General features: G+C 60.4%; 20 protein-coding genes and 2 pseudogenes. 13 read left to right on the top strand and 9 right to left on the bottom strand.

What is annotated here, in order from left to right:
* Window positions 1-69: 69 nt before the first annotated feature.
* Window positions 70-1233: a hypothetical protein gene (locus tag FY112_RS22660; RefSeq protein ID WP_151519329.1), complete on the bottom strand. Its 1164-nt coding sequence runs from the start codon at window positions 1231-1233 to the stop codon at window positions 70-72.
* 116 nt (window positions 1234-1349) lie between these two features.
* Window positions 1350-1937: an EipA family protein gene (locus tag FY112_RS22655; protein WP_017961761.1), complete on the bottom strand. Its 588-nt coding sequence runs from the start codon at window positions 1935-1937 to the stop codon at window positions 1350-1352.
* Window positions 1938-2131: 194 nt separating this feature from the next.
* On the opposite strand from FY112_RS22655, the gene FY112_RS22650 reads away from it, so the two are divergent.
* Window positions 2132-2779: a histidine phosphotransferase family protein gene (locus tag FY112_RS22650; protein WP_026158831.1), complete on the top strand. Its 648-nt coding sequence runs from the start codon at window positions 2132-2134 to the stop codon at window positions 2777-2779.
* A 121-nt stretch (window positions 2780-2900) separates the two neighbouring features.
* A complete protein-coding gene (locus tag FY112_RS22645) occupies window positions 2901-3263 on the top strand; it encodes a response regulator (protein WP_003542364.1) in 363 nt (120 codons plus the stop codon).
* Window positions 3264-3483: 220 nt separating this feature from the next.
* Here the strand turns inward: FY112_RS22645 and ctrA are convergent, their stop codons facing one another.
* On the bottom strand, window positions 3484-4185 hold the full coding sequence (ctrA, locus tag FY112_RS22640) for a cell cycle two-component system response regulator CtrA (RefSeq protein ID WP_151519328.1): 702 nt from the start codon (window positions 4183-4185) through the stop codon (window positions 3484-3486).
* A 436-nt stretch (window positions 4186-4621) separates the two neighbouring features.
* On the opposite strand from ctrA, the gene FY112_RS22635 reads away from it, so the two are divergent.
* Window positions 4622-4972 (top strand): hypothetical protein, encoded by a 351-nt coding sequence (locus FY112_RS22635; protein WP_003542353.1) that lies wholly within the window; start codon window positions 4622-4624, stop codon window positions 4970-4972.
* 205 nt (window positions 4973-5177) lie between these two features.
* On the opposite strand, the gene FY112_RS22630 is transcribed toward FY112_RS22635, so the two are convergent.
* Window positions 5178-5456 carry a GNAT family N-acetyltransferase gene (locus FY112_RS22630; protein WP_017961759.1) on the bottom strand — a complete coding sequence of 93 codons (279 nt, stop codon included), beginning with the start codon at window positions 5454-5456 and terminating at the stop codon, window positions 5178-5180.
* A gap of 55 nt (window positions 5457-5511) precedes the next feature.
* Here FY112_RS22630 and FY112_RS22625 point away from each other — a divergent pair, with 55 nt between their 5' ends.
* Window positions 5512-6078, top strand: a complete 567-nt coding sequence (locus tag FY112_RS22625) for a paraquat-inducible protein A (RefSeq protein WP_017961758.1) — start codon at window positions 5512-5514, stop codon at window positions 6076-6078.
* Window positions 6079-6101: 23 nt separating this feature from the next.
* Here the strand turns inward: FY112_RS22625 and FY112_RS22620 are convergent, their stop codons facing one another.
* Window positions 6102-6377: a DUF1153 domain-containing protein gene (locus FY112_RS22620; RefSeq protein ID WP_007533628.1), complete on the bottom strand. Its 276-nt coding sequence runs from the start codon at window positions 6375-6377 to the stop codon at window positions 6102-6104.
* 399 nt (window positions 6378-6776) lie between these two features.
* Between FY112_RS22620 and FY112_RS22615 the strand changes: the two are divergent.
* Window positions 6777-7622: pseudogene (locus FY112_RS22615) on the top strand (LuxR C-terminal-related transcriptional regulator).
* A 131-nt stretch (window positions 7623-7753) separates the two neighbouring features.
* Here the strand turns inward: FY112_RS22615 and FY112_RS22610 are convergent.
* Together FY112_RS22610 and cysQ are read right to left on the bottom strand one after the other, a co-directional pair.
* Window positions 7754-8479, bottom strand: coding sequence for a sugar transferase (locus FY112_RS22610; RefSeq protein ID WP_065281033.1), 726 nt, complete (start codon window positions 8477-8479; stop codon window positions 7754-7756).
* A gap of 656 nt (window positions 8480-9135) precedes the next feature.
* On the bottom strand, window positions 9136-9933 hold the full coding sequence (cysQ, locus tag FY112_RS22600; RefSeq protein WP_017961757.1) for a 3'(2'),5'-bisphosphate nucleotidase CysQ: 798 nt from the start codon (window positions 9931-9933) through the stop codon (window positions 9136-9138).
* A gap of 543 nt (window positions 9934-10476) precedes the next feature.
* Here cysQ and FY112_RS22590 point away from each other — a divergent pair.
* The 7 genes and pseudogenes from FY112_RS22590 to FY112_RS22560 form a co-directional block, all read left to right on the top strand.
* Window positions 10477-11379, top strand: a complete 903-nt coding sequence (locus FY112_RS22590) for a branched-chain amino acid ABC transporter permease (protein ID WP_003542342.1) — start codon at window positions 10477-10479, stop codon at window positions 11377-11379.
* A 4-nt stretch (window positions 11380-11383) separates the two neighbouring features.
* Window positions 11384-12775, top strand: a complete 1392-nt coding sequence (gene livM, locus FY112_RS22585) for a high-affinity branched-chain amino acid ABC transporter permease LivM (RefSeq protein ID WP_131707808.1) — start codon at window positions 11384-11386, stop codon at window positions 12773-12775.
* A complete protein-coding gene (locus tag FY112_RS22580) occupies window positions 12775-13653 on the top strand; it encodes an ABC transporter ATP-binding protein (protein WP_003542337.1) in 879 nt (292 codons plus the stop codon). The genes livM and FY112_RS22580 overlap by 1 nt, the downstream gene beginning before the upstream one ends.
* Window positions 13653-14396, top strand: a complete 744-nt coding sequence (locus tag FY112_RS22575; RefSeq protein WP_003542336.1) for an ABC transporter ATP-binding protein — start codon at window positions 13653-13655, stop codon at window positions 14394-14396. The genes FY112_RS22580 and FY112_RS22575 overlap by 1 nt, the downstream gene beginning before the upstream one ends.
* 19 nt (window positions 14397-14415) lie before the next feature.
* Window positions 14416-14769: a DUF6867 family protein gene (locus tag FY112_RS22570; RefSeq protein ID WP_017961754.1), complete on the top strand. Its 354-nt coding sequence runs from the start codon at window positions 14416-14418 to the stop codon at window positions 14767-14769.
* A gap of 120 nt (window positions 14770-14889) precedes the next feature.
* Entirely contained in the window at window positions 14890-16011 is a 1122-nt protein-coding gene (locus tag FY112_RS22565; RefSeq protein ID WP_131619555.1) for a branched-chain amino acid ABC transporter substrate-binding protein, read from the top strand.
* A 179-nt stretch (window positions 16012-16190) separates the two neighbouring features.
* Window positions 16191-16372: pseudogene (locus tag FY112_RS22560) on the top strand (D-glycerate dehydrogenase); the annotation flags it as partial.
* Between the two features lie 17 nt (window positions 16373-16389).
* Here the strand turns inward: FY112_RS22560 and FY112_RS22555 are convergent.
* Together FY112_RS22555 and FY112_RS22550 are read right to left on the bottom strand one after the other, a co-directional pair.
* The gene (locus FY112_RS22555) at window positions 16390-17307 is read right to left on the bottom strand and encodes a DNA-binding response regulator (protein ID WP_017961753.1); all 918 of its coding nucleotides are present in this window, start codon (window positions 17305-17307) and stop codon (window positions 16390-16392) included.
* Complete coding sequence (locus FY112_RS22550; protein WP_151519327.1) at window positions 17300-20686, bottom strand: ATP-binding protein; 3387 nt, start codon at window positions 20684-20686, stop codon at window positions 17300-17302. Before FY112_RS22550 ends, FY112_RS22555 begins: the two co-directional genes overlap by 8 nt.
* A 179-nt stretch (window positions 20687-20865) precedes the next feature.
* Here FY112_RS22550 and FY112_RS22545 point away from each other — a divergent pair, with 179 nt between their 5' ends.
* The gene (locus FY112_RS22545; RefSeq protein ID WP_151519326.1) at window positions 20866-22770 is read left to right on the top strand and encodes a phosphatase PAP2 family protein; all 1905 of its coding nucleotides are present in this window, start codon (window positions 20866-20868) and stop codon (window positions 22768-22770) included.
* Window positions 22771-22934: the final 164 nt, after the last annotated feature.

The raw sequence follows: 22934 nt of genomic DNA, 5'->3' as shown, positions 1-22934 counted from the left end.
AATCGGATTGATTTCAGGGTTCTGCGTCAATTCAAACATGATGGTCAAACATGATGCGCGCCGCGCGTCCTATCGGACGCTCGGGGGATCGGCGAGGATCGCGGCTGCCCTGTCGGCAAGGTTGACACGATCGTTGGGACTCTTTTCCGCACCTTCGACGAGCAGCGCGCGGATCGGCGAGGAGGGACCCTCGTTCAGTGCGGTCAACGCCACCATATTGGCGGCGATCGAGGCGATCTCCTCGCGGATCGCACCATCGCGTCCGGCTACGGCCTTTGCCTTTTGCAGGCGCTCGGCCAGGGCGGCGCTGCGTTTACGGACATCCTCGCCCATCTCAGCCGTGACGATGGCGGTGTCGAGCGTGGATGTGGTCGTGTCTTCCGTCATTTCCGCCGGCAGCTCCGTGGCCATCCCGGCAAGGCCGGCGTCGCGCAGCACCCGGTTGACCTTGCGGATCTCGGCGTTGGCGGCCTTCAACTGCTCCTTCAACCTGGCGATCTCCTGCTGGCGGCGAGCGACCAGGTTTTCCTTTTCGATGGCGGAAGCGCTCTCGCGCGCGGCCTTATCTTCCAGGCGGATCACCATATGCTGCTGCTGCGTCAGTTTCTGTTCGGCATCCTTGGCGCGCTTTTGCAGCAAGCTGACGTCCTGGCGCAGCGTGTCCCGTTCGTCACGCAGCGCGTTGACGCGGAATTTCAGGCTCTCCGCCTCGGTCTCGCGCGCGGCCAGGTCTATTCTCAGCCCATCGGCCTGTTCACCGAGCTTGCTCAGCCGCGTCCGCATCGTCGCCAGTTCGCTCTCCTTGTTGGCAGCGGACTGCTCGGCAATATGCAGATTGGTCTTCAACTGGCTGATATAGTTCTCGTCCTTGCGCAGATGCGAGCGCTGGTCGGCCGCCTCGACATGCATCTCGCCGATCTGGGCCTGCAATTCGCCGATCTCGGCGGCAAGCCTGCCGGCATCGACGGCGAGGGCGTCGTGGCGAAGCTGGAACGACAAGGATTTCTCGCGCTCACGCAGAAGGTCCTGGGTGGTGCGGGCGTTTTCGGCGGCATAGAGCGCGCGCACCATGTCTTTCTGGGCGCGGACCTCCTGCGGGCTCAGCGGCATCGTCGCTTTCAGCCGGTTCTCGGTATACCAGACGATGCGGCGGTGAACGGCGGGCGAGACCAGAAAGACGAGGAAGGCCGCGGTCAGGAAGCCCAATCCGAACAAGAGAGCATATTCGATCACGGCGCGGCCATCGGTAAGAAGGTTGATACGAGGTCAGCCGCGATGATTAAGCACGCGTGACGCGCATGGCAAGGCCGCCGGTGGGGACGGCCGCCGATTCCAGCGGCTTTGCGGCCTCAGAAGGGGTTCCAGGTCGGCGCCTGGGTGATTTTGAGATAGCCGACATTGACGCCGAGGCGAGCACCGACGCCGGTGCGGATCGGCACGACCAGCACGTCGTTGTTCTTGAGCAGCGTCATGCCGAAGCCGGCGATCACATAGGCCGAGCCGCTGACGCCGCCGAAGCGGGCATAGATGCCGTTGACGGAGGGCAGGTCGTAGACCAGCATCATCACGCGTGAGCCCTGGCCGCCGTAATCGAGGCCGAGCGAGGGGCCCTGCCAGTAGAGATTATGTTCGCCGGCGTTCTTGGTGTTCAGCTGGCCTTCGCCATAGGTAAGGCCGGCGATGAAGGCGCCGCCGCCTTCCTGTCCGAGGATATAGCCGTTCGGCAGGCCGTATTTCTGGAAGGCACTCTCTACGACCTTGGCAAGTCCGCCGCTGGCAGAGCCGAAGAAGGAGTGGCCGGCGTCGACGATTTCCTGCATCGTGTACTGGCCGTTGTCCTGGGCGGCGGCCGGCCCGGCAGTCATCAGCGAGGAGAAGATGAGGGCCGAAAGTAACCTGCAGAAGCCGATGAATCGGTGCGGAAATCGAGGGCGCATGGTGTCATCCGTTCGTCGTTTGGCTGAGAGCGGGCAACCGCTCGCGGCGATTGGTGCATTTTGCGCCGATGATCTTAACAATCGGTTTACCAAATATGGTGTCATTATGGCACCGAGTACGATCGCAAACTTCGCGCAATTTTGATGAAGCATATTCCGGGCGCAATGAAATTGCCGCCCATCAGGAGACAATGATGTCCAAGAACCCCAATCTCACCCTGTCCGGCCCGGATCTGGCCGCGCTTCTTTGCAGCCGCGTTTGCCACGATGTCATCTCGCCGGTCGGCGCGATCAATAACGGGCTGGAGCTCCTGGATGAAGGCGGCGCCGATGCCGATGCGATGGACCTGATCCGCACCAGCGCGCTCAATGCTTCCGTCCGCCTGAAATTCGCACGTCTCGCCTTCGGCGCGTCGGGTTCCGTCGGCGCCTCGATCGACACCGGCGAGGCCGAGCGTGCTGCCAAGGATTTCGCCGTCGCCGAAAAGAAGACCGAGGTGATCTGGAACGGACCGCGCGCCATCGTCGCCAAGAACCGTGTCAAGCTGCTGCTCAACCTCTTCCTCGTTGCCTATTCCGCCATTCCGCGCGGCGGCGTGCTCGAGGTAACGCTCGAAAATCCCGAGTTCGATGCGAAGTTCAAGCTCACATCCAAAGGCAAACTGATGCGCCTGCCGCCGAAGTTCGTCGAGATATCGACCGGCACTATCGAGGAAGCGATCGATGCCCATTCGATCCAGCCCTATTACACCGTGCTTCTGGCACAGGAGTGCGGAATGACGCTTGATCACAGCGCCAGCGCCGACGAACTGGTGTTCACGGCAGTGACCGCGGCAGCCTGATTTCGGAGCGCGGACCTGCGTCGGCGCTCCGTCCGGTAACGATTCGTTAGCCTGATGGACCTATTCTCCAGGGTTGTAAGAGGCCTCTTGCTGCGACGAATGCGGGGGCAAAGGAGCGGCCATGCAAAGGTTCATGATCACCGATAATTCGGACATCGTCCGCAAGGTCGGCAAGCGCATTCTCTCCGAACTCGACTTTCTCGTCAGCGAGGCCTCCAACGCCGGCGAGGCGCTGCAGCGCTGCCAGGCGGAGCTGCCGGAATATCTGATCGTCGATTCAGGCATGGAAGGCGCCCTCGACCTCATCGCTGCCATCCGTGCCATGGAGGGCGGCAAAGAGGTCAAGATCTATTACTGCGTCGTCGAGGCGGATCTGAAGAAACTCATGGCAGGCAAACGGGCCGGTGCCACCGACTTCCTGCTGAAGCCGTTCGATCGCAAGATCCTGACCGCCGTTTTCGGAAATCGCGCGATCGCCGCCTGACGGGCAGATCTCTTTCCGCCGATATCGGCATCACTGGAGCATGATGCCGTGTGCAAGCGGTTTCGGCCGCCGCACGCTATTTCCTAGATCGAAAGAACAGAGGATTTCAGGCCGATTCGGCCTGAGGTGAGGGCGGATTCTTATTGCGCAGGCAGAAACGAAAAATCCCGCCGAAAAGGCGGGATATTCGTTTATCCGATAAGGGGATCGGAAAAAAATATCAGGCGGTTTCGGCGTATTCGGCACCATCCGGCTCGCGAAGAACGTAACCACGGCCCCAGACAGTCTCGATGTAGTTGGCGCCGCCCGCGGCGTTGGCAAGCTTCTTGCGAAGCTTGCAGATGAAGACGTCGATGATCTTCAGTTCCGGCTCGTCCATGCCGCCGTAGAGGTGGTTCAGGAACATTTCCTTGGTGAGGGTGGTGCCCTTGCGGAGCGAAAGCAGCTCCAGCATCTGATATTCCTTGCCCGTCAGGTGGACGCGCTGGCCGCCGACTTCGACAGTCTTGGCATCGAGGTTGACGATCAGCTCGCCGGTCATGATGACTGACTGGGCGTGGCCCTTGGAGCGGCGGACGATGGCGTGGATGCGTGCGACGAGCTCGTCCTTGTGGAACGGCGTGGTCATGTAGTCGTCAGCGCCGAAACCGAGGCCGCGAACCTTGTCTTCGATGCCGGCCATGCCCGACAGAATAAGGATGGGCGTCTTGACCTTGGACAGCCGGAGAGTGCGAAGCACTTCATATCCGGACATGTCGGGCAGGTTTAGATCGAGAAGGATGATATCATAATCATACAGCTTGCCCAGATCGACGCCTTCTTCACCGAGATCGGTGGTATAAACATTAAAACTCTCTGATTTCAGCATCAACTCGATGCTCTGCGCCGTCGCGCTGTCATCCTCAATTAGAAGTACCCGCATAATTATCCCCTTTACCGCCGCCGAAAGGTGGTCTGGCCCCCTACACGATACCGAACACGCTACGTGATTTGAAAGCTGCCACGAAATGGTTAACAAATTCTAATTCACTCTGGCAAGGAGTATCGAATTTATTAAACAATTTTTCCATTTCTCTGTTTTCCAATAGGAATCTCAAAAGGGCCCTCCTCAACTTTCACATTAAGAAATAGCGCTAAGTGATTCATCCGACTCGCCAATGAAAAGGTTCGAACTTCATGCTGCGAAATTTACCGACCCTTAAATCATCGGGCCTATCATTAACGATGCCCGTAAACGAAAGGTTACCAGCGGTAGGTATTTGTTAATATCGCGGGAAATTTTTTAGCAAACCGTGTCAAAGCGGCGCGCAGGGCGGTTTCAAGTTGAGCCGGGGTCTCGCATCACGGGAGTAATGCGTATGAAGTCGCGAGAAAGTCTCGTTCGCCTGAAGGAATTTCAGGTGAACGAAAAACGACGTCAGTTGCAGCAGTTGCAGATGATGATGTCCGAATTCGAACGGATGACGAAGGATCTGGAGAGCCAGATCGTCGTCGAGGAAAAGAAGTCCGGTATTTCCGACCCGAATCACTTTGCTTATCCGACCTTCGCCAAGGCCGCGCGTCAGCGGGCCGACAACCTGCAGGTTTCGATCAAGGAACTGAAGATGCAGGAAGAGACGTTGGAAATGGCGCTCGAGGAGATGCAAGCGGAATATGCAAGGGCCACAGCGCTGGAAGAGCGTGACGGCGGCGCCAGAGCAAGGGCGTAACAGAAACGGCTGGGTGCCGGCTTCGGCGCCCTGGGATCGCCACTGAGAAGCCATGTATAATGGGCGCGCTGTCCGTTATACATGGCTTTTGGTGTTTGCCTTATGGCGTCGCTCCCACCGGAAACGAGATTCGTCCCCCGCAGGGACGATTTATTTTATGCATGTCCTTGTCCCAAACCCGCTGTGCGCTTTTGGGCGACATGCATTAATTCACGACATCCTTCCATTCCGGATGGCGTTGCGCCTGCGCCTTGAAGAATGGGCAGAGCGGGATGATCTTCCAGCCGCCGGTCCGGGCTGCCTCCACGGCGTGGAGCGCCAGCGCCTGGCCGACACCTTTACCGCGCAGCGAATCGGGAACGCCCGTGTGATCGATGATGACCAGCTTAGGCGATGTGCGTGAATAGGTCATCTCCGCCTCGTGCCCTTCGACCTCGGCCGCATAGCGGCCGCCGGAGACGCCTTCCTCACTTCGAATGTCCATTGTCTTTCCTCATAACCGATATTGTCGTAGCGGACCGTGACATGGCGGCGCGGTCGTGCCAAGCCGTGGAGGCAATACAGGCAGGAGACAGAGTGTTCATGCAAAATGTCGGATCGATGAGAGGTTCAGGGCAATGAGTGCGCTTTCGATGGCTCGCCCCGTGCTTCTCGTGGCTGCGCCGTTCTTCCTGGCGCTCGGCCTCGTCTTGCCGCTGGTCCGTTTCGAGACGCTGTATTTCTTCGACGAAACGCCGTCGCTCATCGAAATCATCGTCTCGCTTTGGCAAGGCGGGGACGGGCTGCTGGCGGCAATCGTCGCCCTGGTTTCGATCCTGCTCCCGTTTCTGAAGATGATCGGCATCACCGTGGAGGCGATGGGGATCACCGCAGAAGCGACGGCCGCCGGGGGTGGGGCCGGCAGCCTGTTCTATCGTCGCGTCGTACCGCATCTGTCCAAGTGGTCGATGATGGATGTGCTGCTTGTCGCGATCGTCATTGCGGCGGCGAAGACGACGGGGCTGGCGGATGCCTTCACGCAGCCCGGCCTCTGGTGCTACGCGGCCTCGTCAATGATTTCGGGCCTTCTTCATTCCCTCATGGGAGATGCGTCCGGCCCGAAATAAATGTCGTCGATGCTGGGGTGTGATCAGTGACGATATTGCTGAATGCGCGTGGTGCGCAGGCCGGCAAGACCGTGGCTGTTGATCGACGACTGCCAGGACAGGAATTCTTCGACCGTGAGCGTGTAACGCTCGCAGGCCTCTTCCAAGCTCAACAAGCCACCGCGGACAGCCGCGACAACCTCTGCCTTCCGGCGAATCACCCAGCGCCGCGTATTGGGCGGCGGAAGATCCGCGATCGTCAGGGGGCTGCCATCGGGGCCGATGACATATTTTACTCGGGGACGTATCATTTCGGTCATTGGACTCTCTACACAACGCAAGACCACGAGCCCCACTCTAGCCTGCCACATTTAAAAATTGCCTAAACCCATCGTAAGACTTTGATAACAAATTTAGACGCCCGCCCTGGCCGATGATGGGGGCGGCTGCCTGCCGCCACGTCAATTTGTAGCGCCCTGCATGGGAGCCATGCGGAATAAATATTAGCTGATTTCCCGGGACGATTTTATCAGAGCTGCAACATAAGAATGAGCGCAAGACTTCGTCTCCGTTCTTCCCGCTGTATCAGTCCAGTTCGCGTTTTTGATGCTTCGTATCCTCGGGATGCGGGCAGAAACCGTCTTTGCTGATGCCCCGGCGCGAAGTTTTCGCCGCCGGCAGCAAGGCCGAGCCGAAGCTGGCCATTCGAGGATATGAAGTTGAAAAGACGTGAGCGCGCAGTCGGCGACTGCGCTGAGGATGCTGCATTTTCGCCTTCGCAGGCCGATGGCACTGGGGTTTCGGCCGACGACGGCAAGGAACGGCTCGACGCGATGGCGAAGGTTGCGGGCTTCGATTTCTATCTGGTCTCGGCTTTCCCGCGGGGCGATCGCACAGCTTTCACCGAAAACCGGTTGATCAGCAATTGGCCGCAAAGCCTTGTCGGCTTTTACGAGGCTGCCGATCTCTTCTATTGCAGCAGACTGGTGACCGCGATGAAGCGGACAATTGTGCCGATCTTCTGCGAGGAGGGGTCGTTTGCGGGCAGCGCCGCCAATCAGGAAAACCGCAAACCCAACGTGCTCTTTCAGATGCACGGGCTGAAGAATACCTTCGCCTTCACGCTGCACGACGCTGACCTGAAACAATACATCTTCGCCTTCTCAGGCGGCTGTCCTATGCCCACGCGAGAGCAGGCGATGGCGCTGCTCTACCGCTCCGTGGAGCTTCTGGACAAGGTTTCGCGTAGCAGCGGCGTGGAGGATGGTCCGTTGGAGACGCTCACCCGGCGCGAAATCGAATGCCTGCGACGCTGCCTGATTCCTTAAATCGGAATCGATTTAAGGGATTAGGCAGTAATTCAAAGTGCTACAGCGTCCTTTGCGCGTCTAAAAAGACGCGCGGCGCTGTAGTCGGCGGCCGGCAAGAGCAGCAACGAGATCGCGATCATTCTCGATCTCTCGTCGCATACGGTGGTGGGTTATCTGAAGAGCGCGATGCGCAAGCTCGATTCGGTCAGCCGCATGCAGGCGGTCGCCAGAGCATTCCGGTACCGGCTGCTCTGAGGCAGCCGGCCCTTTCTCACAAAGCTAAAGCTGGGAGGCCTGTCGCGCAAAGTGTGCATCGCTTTTTGTGCGACATGCGCAAAAACAAAGACTAAAGCGCGAGGAGCGAATCTGAAAGATCGCGACGCGCTTTAGAAGCCTTTTCCGCGGGTCAGCTCCGACACGACGGTTCCGAAAATGATGCGCATGTCCATCAAGATCGAAAAATTCCCGACGTAGTAGAGATCGCTGGCGATGCGGGCGCGCGCCTTGGCCGGACGATCGGTTGGACCGCGCAGGCCGCGCATCTGAGCAAGACCCGTCATGCCGGGGCGCATCGCATGGCGCTGATGGTATTCCGGTACGAGCTCTTCGTAGAGCACGCCGCCGGCGCGCATGCCGATTGCATGGCAACGCGGACCGACGACCGACATGTGGCCCAGCAGCACGTTCAGCAGCTGCGGCAACTCATCGACATTCGTGCGGCGCAGAATGGCGCCGACGCGAGTGACGCGCGGATCGTTCATCACCGTCTGGGCAACGCCGGAGACGTCGCAGAGGTCGGTGCGCATGGAACGGAACTTATAGACCTTGATGGCCTTGCAGTTCTTGCCCCAGCGGGTCTGCTTGAAGAGCACCGGCCCTGGGCTGTCGATCTTGATCAGCAGGGCGACGAACAGGAGGAAAGGGGCGAGGACGAGGAGGGCGCTCAACGACGATACGATGTCGAACGCCCGCTTCAGGACCAGATCCATCAACGGCGCCTGCGGCGCATCGCTATGGATAACAGGGGTCTGGATCTTCAGGCTCGGCTGCTGACGGCGGCTCGGCCGGAAGGACTCTGTCGAAATGCTGTTGTTTAATTCCGTGATGCTCAAGGATCGTACTCTGTTGTCTTCGAGGGGGCGCGGCGGCAATAGGCGATCAATGGTTAACCCTGTCACCAGGGCTGCACTTAGGTCTTGGTAACCCTACTAAAACGGAAAAATGCGACAATTGTGTAATGGTGTCCAGAGAAATATCGCATCGCAGCAAATCTTTCGCATTTGCGTTAAGTTGAGGCAAGCTCATGATATTTCGTTAATAATTGGAATTTCGTCAAGGTTTTTAGGACTTTGGCGAGGGTTCGCCGGGGCTGGCGACGCGCCGTTTCGGCACGTGACCCGGGTCTCTTGAGCGTATTTCTTAACGGAACACGAGGCGAAATTTTTCTGATGAAGATATCGATCATTCTGGAAGCCGTGTCAAAATGTGACAGAATCAAGGCGGGATTGGTGGAGGGACATCGTCTGGAAAAGATGCAGACGACGCGTTCACGGCCAGAATCAGTTGGTGAGACCCGATCGCGCGAATCACTCGACAGCTCGAAATGGACACGCTTCCAGACACGTAGGGGGAGGTTATTTGGCGGGCAAAGACAGCCCGCTCAGGGGGCGCTTGTCGGAGATCGCGGATTGTCGCGGCAGGCCTCAACGCGTGGCGGCGAGGCAGAGGATTGCGTCGCCTGTCGGTATTCAGTGATATCCGCGGGTGGTTACGCCGGTTCGAGGACGCGTTTCCTGCCACCCCAGGAGATGAAGTTCGGGTTGGCGAAGTCGAAATCGGCCGCCGTTCCTGTCTTGCCGTAGGTCAGCGGCGTTCCGTCCAGCGTCACAGTCGAACCGCCAGCGGCGCGCAGCACCGCATCGCCAGCCGCGGTGTCCCATTCCATCGTGCGGGTGAAACGCGGATAGACGTCGGCCTTGCCTTCGGCGAGCAGGCAGAACTTCAGAGAGGAACCGATATTGGTGCATTTGAAGATCGCGTGGTCGGCGAGGAAGCTCCCGGTCTCCGGGCTGTTGTGGCGAAGGCTTGCAAGCGCCAGCCTGTCGTCCGGCTGTTCGCGCACCGTGATTGCGCTCCGTGCGCCAACCGTGAAATCGTCCATGACGACGAGCCTTTCGGCGTGGCCGCGTTCTCCCGAGAAGGCAAGCCCCAGCGCCGGCGCATAGACGATGCCGGCCACCGGGGCGCCGTTCTCGATATAGGCGATGTTGACGGTGAATTCCTGTCGTCCGTCGACGAATTCACGGGTGCCGTCGAGAGGGTCGACCAGGAAGAAGCCTCGGCCGGCAATGTCGGGCACCTTGCCGGCGGCGACCGATTCTTCCGCCACGACGGGTATTTCAGGATAATCTCTGGCGAGATGAGCGAGGATAATGCGTTCGGCCTCCTCGTCGGCGACCGTGACCGGACTTGCATCCGCCTTCATGGCGACAGGGAAGCCTTCGCGCAAGACCGTGATGATGGCCTTGCCGGCTTCGAGCGCCGCCTTTTCAAATGTCCTCAGCATTGTCCTTTTGCCGTTCGCCACGCGGCGAGCACCCCGCTGTCGCTCGTCCGCAAACCATCCCTGTCACAACCAGATACGCAAGTTAATATGGTGTTCCCCGTCGTGCTCCGCATCCCTCAATACGCAGCCTGATGATGCTACCATAAGTTTTCAGCCTTGTCAGACGAAGATGCGGCATCGCTGGTGAAATGGCATTCGTCAAAGGGGCTGCCTTGGGGTCTGAATTTGCTCCATCTTCCAATTCTGTGGAATAGCTTACGCAGCAAGCAGTGCAGGAAATCGACGGCGATATCTCCGGATGGTTAACCCAGTGGCGGTTTCTGGCTAAAAATAGGCCCCGCTCTGCCGTTTTTCTGTGGATTTTGGTTCAAAATGCGCCAGTTAACCCTGTTTCCGCAAGAATCTGTCGGAGTAACCCCTTTTTGTCTTCACATTTTCGACGAAACCGCTATGCATTCGGCCTATGAGGTTCCCTGAAACGGGGAACCGAAGAACCAAAAAGAGATGCAGCATGTTTCGCTCGCATCCAGGGGAAAACGACATATGGAGTATTTCGTCCAGCAGCTCTTAAACGGGCTGACGCTCGGATCCATCTATGGCCTTGTGGCTATTGGCTATACGATGGTTTACGGCATTATCGGCATGATCAATTTCGCCCATGGCGACATCTTCATGCTCGGTGGCTTCGCCGCTCTTATCGTCTTCCTCGTCCTCACATCCATCTTCGCAGGTCTCCCGGTGGCCGTTCTGCTGCTGGTGATGCTTGTCGTTGCGATGCTGATGACGAGTTTGTGGAATTGGACGATCGAGCGCGTGGCATACCGGCCCCTGCGCGGGTCCTTCCGCCTGGCGCCGCTGATTACCGCGATCGGCATGTCGATCACGCTGTCCAACTTCATCCAGGTGACGCAGGGCCCACGCAACAAGCCGATCCCGCCGATGGTGAGCTCGGTCTACCAGTTCGGCAACATCTCGGTGTCGCTGAAGCAGATCATCATCATCGTGATCACCGCAGTGCTGCTGACGATCTTCTGGTACATCGTCAATCGTACGGCACTCGGCCGCGCCCAGCGCGCCACTGAGCAGGATCGCAAGATGGCAGCGCTGCTCGGCGTCAACGTCGATCAGACGATCTCCATCACTTTCGTTATGGGTGCGGCACTCGCAGCGGTCGCCGGCACGATGTACCTGATGTATTATGGCGTTGCCTCATTCAACGACGGCTTCACGCCCGGTGTGAAGGCCTTCACGGCAGCCGTTCTCGGCGGTATCGGTTCGTTGCCCGGCGCCGTCTTCGGCGGCCTCCTTATCGGCCTTATCGAGTCGCTGTGGTCGGCATACTTCACCATCGCCTACAAGGACGTCGCGACCTTTGCGATCCTGGCTTTCGTGTTGATCTTCAAGCCGACCGGCATCCTCGGGCGGCCGGAAGTCGAGAAGGTATAACGTCATGGCAAACATCGAAAATTCTGCAGGCAAGCCCGATGCCGGACTTGTCCGCAAAGGCCTTACCGAAGCTCTTTTCGCCGCCGTCCTGTCGTTCGGTATGTTCGTTCTCTATGTCGGCCTCAAGACCGACCAGAACATCAGCAACGAGTTGATCATTGTCCAGCGCTGGGGCCTGCTTGCGATCTTCGTCGCGGTCGCCGCCATCGGCCGCTTCGCCATGGTCGTTTTCATCAGGCCGAATATCGACCGCCGCAAGCTCAGCAAGGCGCGCGAGGGCGAGCTCGACATCTCGACAGAGAAGAGCTTCTTCCACCGGCATTTCCTGAAGATCGCGCTGATCGCGCTGCTGCTTTACCCCATGGTGATCGTGGCGATCAAAGGCCCTCAGGGCTCGCTGACATATGTCGACAATTTCGGCATTCAGATCCTGATCTATGTGATGCTCGCCTGGGGGCTGAACATCGTCGTCGGTCTCGCCGGCCTGCTCGACCTTGGCTATGTCGCCTTCTATGCCGTCGGCGCTTATTCCTACGCACTGCTTTCGAGCTATTTCGGTCTGTCCTTCTGGGTGCTGCTGCCGCTTTCCGGCATCTTCGCCGCACTCTGGGGCGTCATTCTCGGCTTTCCGGTGCTGCGCCTGCGCGGCGATTACCTTGCTATCGTGACGCTTGCCTTCGGTGAAATCATTCGTCTCGTCCTCATCAACTGGACTGAAGTGACGAAGGGCACCTTCGGTATCTCAAGTATCCCGAAGGCAACACTCTTCGGCATTCCCTTCGATGCGACGGCCGGCGGCTTTGCGAAGCTCTTTAACCTGCCGATCTCCTCGGCCTATTACAAGATCTTCCTGTTCTATTTGATCCTGGCGCTCTGCATGCTGACGGCCTATGTCACCATCCGGCTGCGGCGCATGCCGATCGGACGCGCCTGGGAAGCTTTGCGCGAAGATGAGATCGCCTGCCGTTCGCTCGGCATCAACACGGTGACGACCAAGCTCACCGCCTTTGCGACGGGCGCGATGTTTGCCGGTTTTGCCGGCTCGTTCTTCGCCGCCCGCCAGGGCTTCGTCTCGCCGGAATCCTTCGTCTTCCTGGAATCGGCCGTCATTCTCGCCATTGTTGTCCTTGGCGGCATGGGGTCGTTGACCGGCATCGCGATCGCCGCCATCGTCATGGTCGGCGGCACCGAGTTGCTGCGCGAGATGAGCTTCCTAAAACTCATCTTCGGACCAGATTTTACGCCGGAACTATACCGCATGTTGATCTTCGGCCTCGCTATGGTCGTCGTCATGCTGTTCAAGCCGCGCGGCTTCGTCGGCTCGCGTGAGCCGACAGCCTTCCTCAGAGAGCGCAAGGCGATATCCGGAAGCTTCATCAAGGAGGGCCATGGTTGATGAGCCCCGTAACGACGAATACGATGTCTGACGACACTCTTCTCAAGGTCGAACACCTGTCGATGAAGTTCGGCGGCCTGATGGCCATCAACGACTTCTCCTTCGAAGCCAAGCGTGGCGATATCACCGCGCTGATCGGGCCGAACGGCGCCGGCAAGACCACCGTCTTCAACTGCATCACCGGCTTCTACAAGCCGACGATGGGCATGATCACGTTCAACCAGAAGAGCGGCAAGCAATACCTGCTGGAGCGCCTGCCGGACTTTCGCATCACCAGGGAAGCCAAGGTCGCGCGTACCTTCCAGAACATCCGGCTGTTCTCCGGCCTGACCGTTCTCGAAAACCTGCTGGTTGCCCAGCACAACAAGCTGATGAAGGCATCGGGTTATACGATCCTCGGCCTTATCGGTGTCGGCCCCTATAGGCGGGAAGCGGCAGAGGCGATCGAGCTTGCCCGTTTCTGGCTTGAGAAGGCCGACCTGATCGACCGCGCCGACGACCCCGCCGGCGATCTGCCCTACGGCGCCCAGCGGCGTCTCGAAATCGCCCGCGCCATGTGCACCGGCCCGGAGCTGCTTTGCCTGGATGAACCGGCTGCCGGCCTCAACCCACGGGAATCGGCAACGCTCAACGCGCTGCTGAAGAGCATTCGCGCCGAAACCGGGACGTCGATCCTGCTGATCGAGCACGACATGTCTGTGGTCATGGAAATCTCCGACCACGTCGTCGTCCTCGAATATGGTCAGAAGATTTCCGATGGCACACCGGATCACGTGAAGAACGATCCGCGGGTCATCGCGGCCTATCTCGGTGTCGAGGATGAAGAAGTGGAAGAGGTGATCGCAGCCGTCGAGCAGCTCGAAGGAGGCGCAAACTGATGGGCGATGAAGTAATGACGGGTCAACCGCTCCTTCAGGTGAATGGCGTCGAAACCTATTACGGCAATATCCGGGCGCTGGCTGGGGTCGATGTCCACGTCAACAAGGGCGAGATCGTCAGCCTGATCGGCGCCAACGGCGCCGGCAAGTCGACACTGATGATGACGATCTGCGGCAGCCCGCAGGCCCGCACCGGTTCGGTGGTCTTTGAGGGCCGCGACATCACCCGCATGCCGACGCATGAAATCGCCCGTCTGCGCATTGCACAGTCGCCGGAAGGCCGCCGCATCTTCCCGCGTATGACGGTTCTGGAAAATCTTCAGATGGGCGCTGGCCTCGACAATCTGAAACACTTCGCCGAAGACGTCGAGAAGATCTTCACGCTCTTCCCGCGTCTCAAGGAACGTCACGCCCAGCGGGGTGGAACACTTTCGGGCGGCGAGCAGCAGATGCTGTCGATCGGCCGCGCGCTGATGGCGCGCCCGAAGCTGCTTCTTCTCGACGAACCCTCGCTCGGTCTTGCGCCGCTGATCGTCAAGGGCATCTTCGAGGCGATCAGGAAGCTCAACGAGGCGGAGGGGCTGACCGTTTTCCTCGTCGAGCAGAACGCGTTCGCCGCCCTCAGGCTTTCTCACCGCGCCTACGTGATGGTGAACGGCAAGGTGACGATGAGCGGTTCCGGCAAGGAGCTTCTTGCCAATCCCGAGGTCCGCGCCGCCTATCTCGAAGGCGGAAGACACTAGGTCGAAAGGAGAGTTTGACATGCAGGGACTTTTCTTCGAAGCGGATGCCGGCCCCCTTGTGGCAATCCGTGTCATCGTCTTGCTCTTAGGCTTCTGGACGGCCTGGCGCGCCGGCAAAGCGGTTGCCGAGGGCTGGAGCGATTATCCGCTGGTCATCGTCTATACATTTCTGCTCGCCTGGGCGATGCAGTTCCTGCATCATGCCCTGTTCAATGGGCCGATGCTCAACGCCTTCTACTATATCCTCGACTTCGTGACGCTGCTGGTGTTCTCGACGGCCGGCTTCCGCTACCGCCGCACCAATCAGATGGTTAACAACTATTACTGGCTGTACGAGAAAACTTCCGCGTTTTCGTGGAAGGACAAACATTGACAGTCCGTTGAAACTAGGCATGAATTGCCTTCCGAGTGGAACAGCTTTCCTGGCGCAGTCAATGGTGGGTAGTGCGCTGGGCCTTGGACCGGAACCCGCCCAAAAATTGGGAGTAATAATATGAAGAAGTCTCTTCTGTCGGCAGTGGCTCTGACGGCGATGGTCGCCTTCAGCGGCAACGCGTGGGCCGACGTTCTCATCGCTGTCGCTGGTCCGCTGACTGGCCCGAACGCCGCGTTCGGCGCTCAGCTCCAGAAGGGTGCTGAACAGGCAGCCGCCGACATCAACGCGGCTGGCGGCATCAACGGCGAGCAGATCAAGATCGAGCTCGGCGACGACGTCTCCGACCCGAAGCAGGGCATTTCGGTCGCCAACAAGTTCGCTGCTGACGGCGTCAAGTTTGTCATCGGCCACTTCAACTCGGGCGTTTCGATCCCGGCTTCGGAAGTCTATGCCGAAAACGGCATCCTCGAAATCACCCCGGCCGCGACGAACCCGACCTTCACGGAGCGGGGCCTCTGGAACACGTTCCGCACCTGCGGCCGTGACGACCAGCAGGGTGCCATCGCCGGCAAATATCTTGCCGATCACTTCAAGGACGCCAAGATCGCTGTCGTTCACGACAAGACCCCCTACGGTCAGGGCCTTGCCGACGAAACCAAGAAGGCTATGAATGCCGCTGGCGTCACGGAGGTCATATACGAAGGCATCAACGTCGGCGACAAGGACTTCTCGGCCCTCATCGCCAAGATGAAGGAAGCCGGCGTCTCGATCATCTATTGGGGTGGTCTGCACACCGAAGCCGGTCTCATCATCCGCCAGGCGGCCGACCAGGGCCTGAAGGCGACGCTGGTTTCGGGCGATGGTATCGTTTCGAACGAACTGGCCTCGATCGCTGGTGACGCCGTCGCCGGTACGCTGAACACCTTCGGCCCCGATCCGACGGCGAACCCTGCGAACAAGGAACTCGTCGAAAAGTTCAAGGCCGCTGGTTTCAATCCGGAAGCCTACACGCTCTATTCCTACGCTGCGATGCAGACGATCGCTGGGGCCGCCAAGGCTGCCGGTTCGCTGGATCCTGAGGCCGTTGCCAAGGCCATGAAGGAAAAGGGCCCGTTCCCGACCGTTCTCGGCGACATTTCGTTCGACGAAAAGGGCGACCCGAAGATTCCTGGCTACATCATGTATGAATGGAAGAAGGGTCCGGACGGCAAGTACAGCTACTTCCCGCAGAGCATGTAAGCCTCGCTTCCCTTTACGGGACATGATTATCGAAGCCCGGTTCCGACCGGGCTTCTTTCTTTTGGCGGGTGTTTCAATTCCGGCCTGGCTACCGTACCGCAATCGCTCATCGATCGATCCCACGAAGACGGCACGTTACGGCGCCCGACTTCGGCACCGGAAAACGGCACGATCCGTGTGGGGCGGGGCTTGACGTCTACGAGGCGGAACCTGATGTACGCTGGGACGGATGGAGACCGTCATGGTGCCGCCGCATCTCGGCAGCGCCACGGAAGAGATGCGGATGGCCATGGGCATGAAGGTGGTCGAGAACGTGACGGCGTTTTTCGAGGGCAGGGATGTGCCAGATCGGGTGGCTTAGCCAGCCTCCATCACCTCTTACATCTCGTACAGCACGTGCGTGGCCTTCACGGCAGCCGAGGCGCGGTTCTCGACGCCGAGCTTCACGTAAATCTGTTCGAGGTGTTTGTTCACCGTCCGCGCCGACAGTCCCAATATTTCGCCGATGTCGCGGTTGGCCTTGCCCTTGGCGATCCAGAGCAGCACTTCGGATTCGCGCTGGGTGAGCGAGAAGCGCTGGCGCAGCACCTCGTCGTCGCTGCGCTGACTGGCGGCGGTGAGGCGGAAGAGATATTCGTCAGGGCCGATTGCGCCGAGGAAGGCGAGCTGCAACGCTGCCTGGCCGGCATGGGCGATCGAGATGATGCCGTCGCGCACCGCGGCGACGCGGTCGCGCATCCAGCCGGCGATATGGCGGACGACGATTTCCATGCCGTCGTCGCTGCCCATGGCGGCATTGACCAGCCGTGTCGCTTGCGGGGTTGACCAGTGGATGGCGCCGTCGCCCTTGACTGCCAGCAGATGGCGGCCGGCTGCGTCCAGGGCGATGCGGGCGCTCTGGGCCGAGCGAGCGTTGCGCAGATGGACGCGGATGCGGGCGCGCAGTTCATCGATGTTGATCGGTTTGCTGAGATAATCGACGCCGCCGGATTCCAGCGCGTGCACGACATGCTCGGTCTCGGTCAGGCCGGTCATGAAGACGACAGGCACCTGCGCTACCGCGGCATTCGCCTTCAGCCGGCGGCAGGTCTCGAAGCCATCCATACCCGGCATCACCGCGTCGAGCAGGATAAGATCGGGCGTGATGCGCTCGACGATACCAAGTGCCGCCGTGCCCGATGTGGCGATCAGCACGGAGAAGCCGGATTGTTCGAGCGCGTCGGTCATGAAGCCGAGGGCTTCGGCGGAGTCGTCGACGAGCAGAACGATGTCGCGGGGGAGGGCCGGCTCAGCCAATGGATTCCACCTTTTCGTCGAAGTCGTGCAGGAAGGTCATGAAGCCGGCGAGATCGAAGGCGGCGACATAGGCGCGAAGTTCCTCCGTGAATGGCTGATTTACCTCCACCTTGGCAAGGTCCGAAAGCTTGGCTTCGATGCCTCTGATATAGCCGATCTCGCCGAGCCGCAGCAATTCCTGCACATGGGCAGCACCTGGGCTCAGCACCGGCGCTTCGATCTTGACAGGAACGGCTGGCGCGGCATCGGCATAGATCCATGTCAGGCCAAGATGCAAGGCGAGCTTGTCGCGCAGCTGGCGGATGTCGACCGGCTTGCCGATCGCATCATTGTGGCTGTCGTCACTGTCGCTGAGAACGGCCGCATCACCGATATTGGCCGACAGCATCAGCACCGGCGCCGTCTGGCCGGCCTCGCGCAGACGCGAGACGAGCTGCCAGCCGTTCATGCCGGGCATCAGAATATCGACGAGGAAAAGGTCCGGCATGATGCCCTCGATCAGCGTCAGGCATTCGCCGCCGCCTGCCGCCGTCAGCACGATGAAATCGAGTGGCGCCAGGATCTCGCGCATCATCTCGCGGTGGTCCTCGTTATCGTCGACGACGACGACCGTGCGGCGCGGGCCGTCATAACCGACAATGCGCTTCTCCTGCGGTGCGGCGGCCACGGCGCGCATGACGGCGGACAGCATCAGCCGGACGCGGAAGGTCGAGCCTTCGTCCTTCACGCTTGCAACCGAGATCTCGCCGCCGAGCGTATTGGTCAAAAGCCGGGTGATGGTGAGGCCGAGGCCGAGTCCCGGCATCGGCCGCACGCTTTCGGCCTCACCGCGCTGGAAGGGTTCGTAGATACGGGGCAGGTCTTTCTCCGTGATGCCTCGGCCGGTATCGGCAACGGTGAAGGTCGCGACCTGGCTGCGATAGCCGACGTCGAAGGTGACGCTGCCTTCGTCGGTGAACTTGATGGCATTGGAGAGCAGGTTGACCAGGATCTGGCGCAGGCGCTTTTCGTCGGTGCGGACGAATTGCGGCACGGCCGGCGCGCGCTCATGGATGAAGGCAAGCCCCTTTGCCTGCGCCTGCGGGCGGAACATATCGACGATCTGGTCGAGGAAATCCTGGATGTTGATCTCGTTGGAATAGACCTGCAGGCGGCCGGCCTCGATCTTGGAAATATCGAGCAGGCCGTCGATCAGCCCGGAGAGGTGTTCGGCGCTGCGGCGGATGACCTTGATCGAGGATTGGCGCGGCGCCGGGATGGTCTCGTCGCGTTCGAGGATCTGGGCGTAGCCGAGTACGGCGTTCAGCGGCGTGCGTAATTCATGGCTGAGCCCGACGACGTAGCGGCTCTTGGCGCGGTTGGCGGCCTCGGCGGTTTCCTTGGCGTTCTGCAAGGCGGCGTCGGTTTTCTTGTGGGCGGCGATTTCCTTGAGCAGCAGCGTGTTCTGGCGTGAGGATTCCTCCTCGGCAACGACGCGGCTGTCATGGGCGAGTACATAGAACCAGCAGACGACGCCTGAGATCACTGAGAAGACGAAGAAGACGATGAGGATGGTGCGATTGACGACCTCACCCGTCTCGGGCGAGGCGGAGGCGACCTGATGGGCAATCATCGCCAGGATTGCTCCGATGGCGGTCAATGCCAAAACGACGGCGATGCCGTAGCGGCCAAGGCGCGTCGTCAGCTTCCCCAGAATGGCTTCCGGCAGCAGCGCCTTGGCGACGGTGCCGACCTGCGCGTTGAAACGGGCGGCCGGCTTGCACATGTCGTGGCAGCGGCTGTCGAGCGAGCAGCAGAGCGAGCAGATCGGCGCGGCATAGGCCGGGCACCAGGCCATGTCCTCCGGCTCGAAGGGATGCTCGCAGACCGAGCAGGTGATGTTCGTCAGGTTTTTCCAGCTCTGGCGCGGCTTGCGGGCGAGATAGAATTTGCCTTTCGTTGCCCAGGCGATGACAGGCGAGGCGACCAGCGCGATGACGAGGGTGATATAGGGCGCGAGCGAGGCGGCGATCTCGCCGAAGGCGCCGAAATGAGCGATCAGCGACACCGTCGCCGACAGCGTCATGGCGCCAAGGCCGACCGGGTTGATGTCGTAGAGGTGGGCGCGCTTGAACTCGATGCCGGGGGGAGCCAGCCCGAGCGGCTTGTTGATGAAGAGATCGGCGGAGATCGTGCAGAGCCAGGCCATGGCGATGATCGAGAAGATGCCGAGCGTCTCCTCCAGCAGCCGGTAGATGCCGAGTTCCATCAAAAGCAGGGCGATTGCGACGTTGAACACCAGCCAGATGACGCGGCCGGGATGGCTGTGGGTCAGCCGCGAGAAGAAGTTCGACCAGGCGAGCGAACCGGCATAGGCGTTCATCACATTGATCTTCAGCTGCGAGACGACGACGAAGGCGGCCATCAACAGCAGCGCGCCATTATGCCAGGGGACCATGTAGCCGAAGGCGGTCAGATACATCTGCGCCGGGTCGGCGGCGCGATCGAGGGGGACGCCCGAGGTGAAGGTCAGTACGACCAGGAAGGAGCCGGCAAGCAGCTTCGGCGCGCCGATGATGACCCAGCCGGGCCCGGCGAGAAAGATCGCCAGGCGGTGGCGCCATTTGCGCTGCGGGTCCGGCGGCAGGAAGCGCAGGAAGTCGGCCTGTTCGCCGATCTGCGACATCAGCGCCAGGATGACGGCGGAGGCCGCGCCGAACTCCACCAGATCGAATTCGGCGATGGTGCCGGGCGGACCGGAGGCATGGCGGATGCCGGCAAAGGCGCGCCAGAGATCGAATTTTTCCCAGTCCAACAGGGCGATGAAGATGAAGGGAAGGATATTCAGCACGATCCAGAAGGGCTGGGTCATCAGCTGGAACTTGCTGATCAGCCGCACGCCGTGCGTCACCAGCGGGATCACCATGAGGGCGCTGATGATGTAGCCGATCCAGAGTGGGATGCCGAGGGTGAGCTCCAGCGCCCCGGACATGATCGATGCCTCGATCGCAAACAGCATGAAGGTGAAGCTCGCATAGATCAGCGAGGTGATGGTCGAGCCGATATAGCCGAAGCCCGCGCCGCGCGTCAGCAGATCGATGTCGACGCCGTGGCGGATGGCGTAGCGGCTGATCGGCAGGCCGATCGCCAGCATGGCGGCCGAGGCGACGATGATGGCGTAAAAGGCGTTGGTGGTGCCGTAGGAGAGGGTGATTGCGCCGCCGATCGCCTCCAGCGCCAGGAAGGAGATTGCGCCGATCGCTGTCTGCGAGATGCGCTGCGAGGAGAAATGGCGGGCGCTTTTGGCAGTGAAGCGCAGCGCGTAATCTTCCAGCGTCTGGTTGGCGACCCAGCGATTATATTCGCGTCTCACCGGAATGATGCGTTGGCGCGCTGCCATGTCTTCCTTTCCGGCATTCCGGTTGGGCTCATTGTCTCTCCGGCAGTTTTGGCGGGATGGTTGGGAAAGGCAAGAGGCGGGCACCGGCTGGTTCACAGAATGGCAATATTTTTGCAATTGATCTGTCACATGAGAGCTCTAACTCTCCCGGCGTTCCTTCAACCATTTCGGGTATCACCATGTCTGTTTTAAGCCTTTGCCGCCTGAGCGCTGCCCTCGTCTGCCTTCTTTCCATCGTGCCATCGCTTGCCAGCGCCGAGCAGTCCGCGGCGGCGAAAGCGCCTTATGCGGAGGCCGGAAACACCAACAAGCGCGGTGACGCCTGCTTCTCGACGGCGGACACCAACGCCGCCGTTCATCTTCTCTCCGGCTTCCTGGAAATCTGGACCCCGCGCACGCCTTTCGTCGATGCGGGCGTCGAAGCCCCGGTCAAGGACAATTGCCCGGCGGTCGCCAAGACGGATTGGGATGGTATTCCCGCGAGCAAGACCGACGGCCATATCGTCAGCCAGGCCGTCCATGACGCCAACATCGCCTATGTCGTCAATGCGACGCGGGCGCGGACGGCCGATCAGGCCGTCGCCGCCTATCTCGACGATCGGCGCGGCAAGAATGCCAGCATCGTCGATGGCCTCGGTCCGCTGACGGATGCCTGGAAGGCCGGCTCGAAGCAGACCACCACGATCACCGAGGTGGCGGCCGATGCGACAACGGTCAAATATGACGACAAGGGCAACAATCGCGGTGCCGGCAGCAAGCCGGACACGGAAAACAAGACCGATGCCAACCCCGACATGGGCCTTGCAATCGACTTCATCATTGCCGCAAGCGGTGACGGCTCGACGGAGCCTGCCAAGCGCTATTTCAAATATGGCCGTCCCTACCGCTGGAGCCAGGACGTATCGGTCGTCCCGACGCTGGAGCCCGCCAAGAGCGGTAAGCCGGTCGAAGACGGCGGTTTCCCCAGCGGGCATACGGCGGAAGCCTGGCGGGATGCACTCGCCATGGCCTATCTCGTGCCGCAACGCTTTCAGGAAATGGTCACGCGCGCCAGCGAACTGGGTGAAGACCGCATCCTCGCCGGCATGCATTCTCCTCTCGACGTGATGGGCGGCCGGATGCTCGGCACCGCCACGGTCGTCTATAATCTGAACAAGGCCGACAATGCGGCGCTGAAGAGCGATGCTTACGCCCAAGCGCAGGCATGGCTCGTCGCCAAATCAGGCGTTGCGGATGCGGGCGCGCTCGAGGTTGCCGCCCATGCGGCACCGCTGGCCGCAGACCGTTTTGCCGATCATGACGCCAATCGCGCTTACGTGCTGCAGCGCCTGAGCTACGGCCTGCCGACGATCCATGCGACCGATCAGCCGGCGCGCGTGCCGCAGGGCGCCGAAGCGCTTCTCGAAACGCGTCTGCCCTATCTGGACGGCGAGCAGCGCCGCGACGTGCTGAAGACGACGGAGATCGCCTCCGGCTACCCGCTGCTCGACGATGCGGAAGGTTACGGCCGTCTCAACCTTTTTGCCGCCGCCGACGGTTACGGCGCGTTCGAACAGGACGTGACCGTGACGATGGACGCGGCAAAGGGCGGTTTCAATGCGATCGATACCTGGCGGAACGACATCACCGGCAAGGGCAGGCTGGTCAAGCGCGGCGAAGGCATCCTCGGGCTTTCGGGCGCCAACAGCTATGCCGGCGGCGCAGTGATCGAGGAGGGCGCACTGGTGGCCCTATCGCCCTCGGCCTTTGGTACCGGTGACCTGACGGTTGGCCGCGGTTCGCTCGTTCTTGCGGAGGACAAGCCCGTGACCGTCGGCGGCGACTATCAGCAGCTTGCCACGGCTGTGATGAAGCAGAGGCTCGGCGCGAACGGCGAGGGTACGCTGATCGTCCATGGTAAGGCGGTGCTGGCCGGCGAGCTCGATGTAACGCTTGCCGACGGTTTTGTCCCGACGCCCGGAACGAAGATCGAAATCCTCAAGGCGGGTGCCGTGACCGGCACCTTCGGCAAGGTCACCGTCTCCGGCCACAAGGCGAGCCTCTCCTATGGCCCGACATCCGTCACCTTGGCGATCGACGGATAATTTCCGGTATCGAGATAGGGCATCCCTGCTGTGGGGATGCCCTTCCTTCTCTGGCCTGCCTCTTTGACCCCCGCACCTACGTCATTTTGCGTATGTGTTTTTGCGCTGCAGCACCCGATAGTCCCTTAAGCAACAGTTAATCTCCGTTTCCGGCCTGTTGCGGA

Source organism: Rhizobium sp. PEPV16 (assembly GCF_008919455.1).
Classification (GTDB): Bacteria; Pseudomonadota; Alphaproteobacteria; order Rhizobiales; family Rhizobiaceae; genus Rhizobium; species Rhizobium leguminosarum_Q.
The sequence above is the reverse complement of the archived record's forward strand: the minus strand, read 5'-3'. Positions and strand labels throughout refer to the sequence as shown.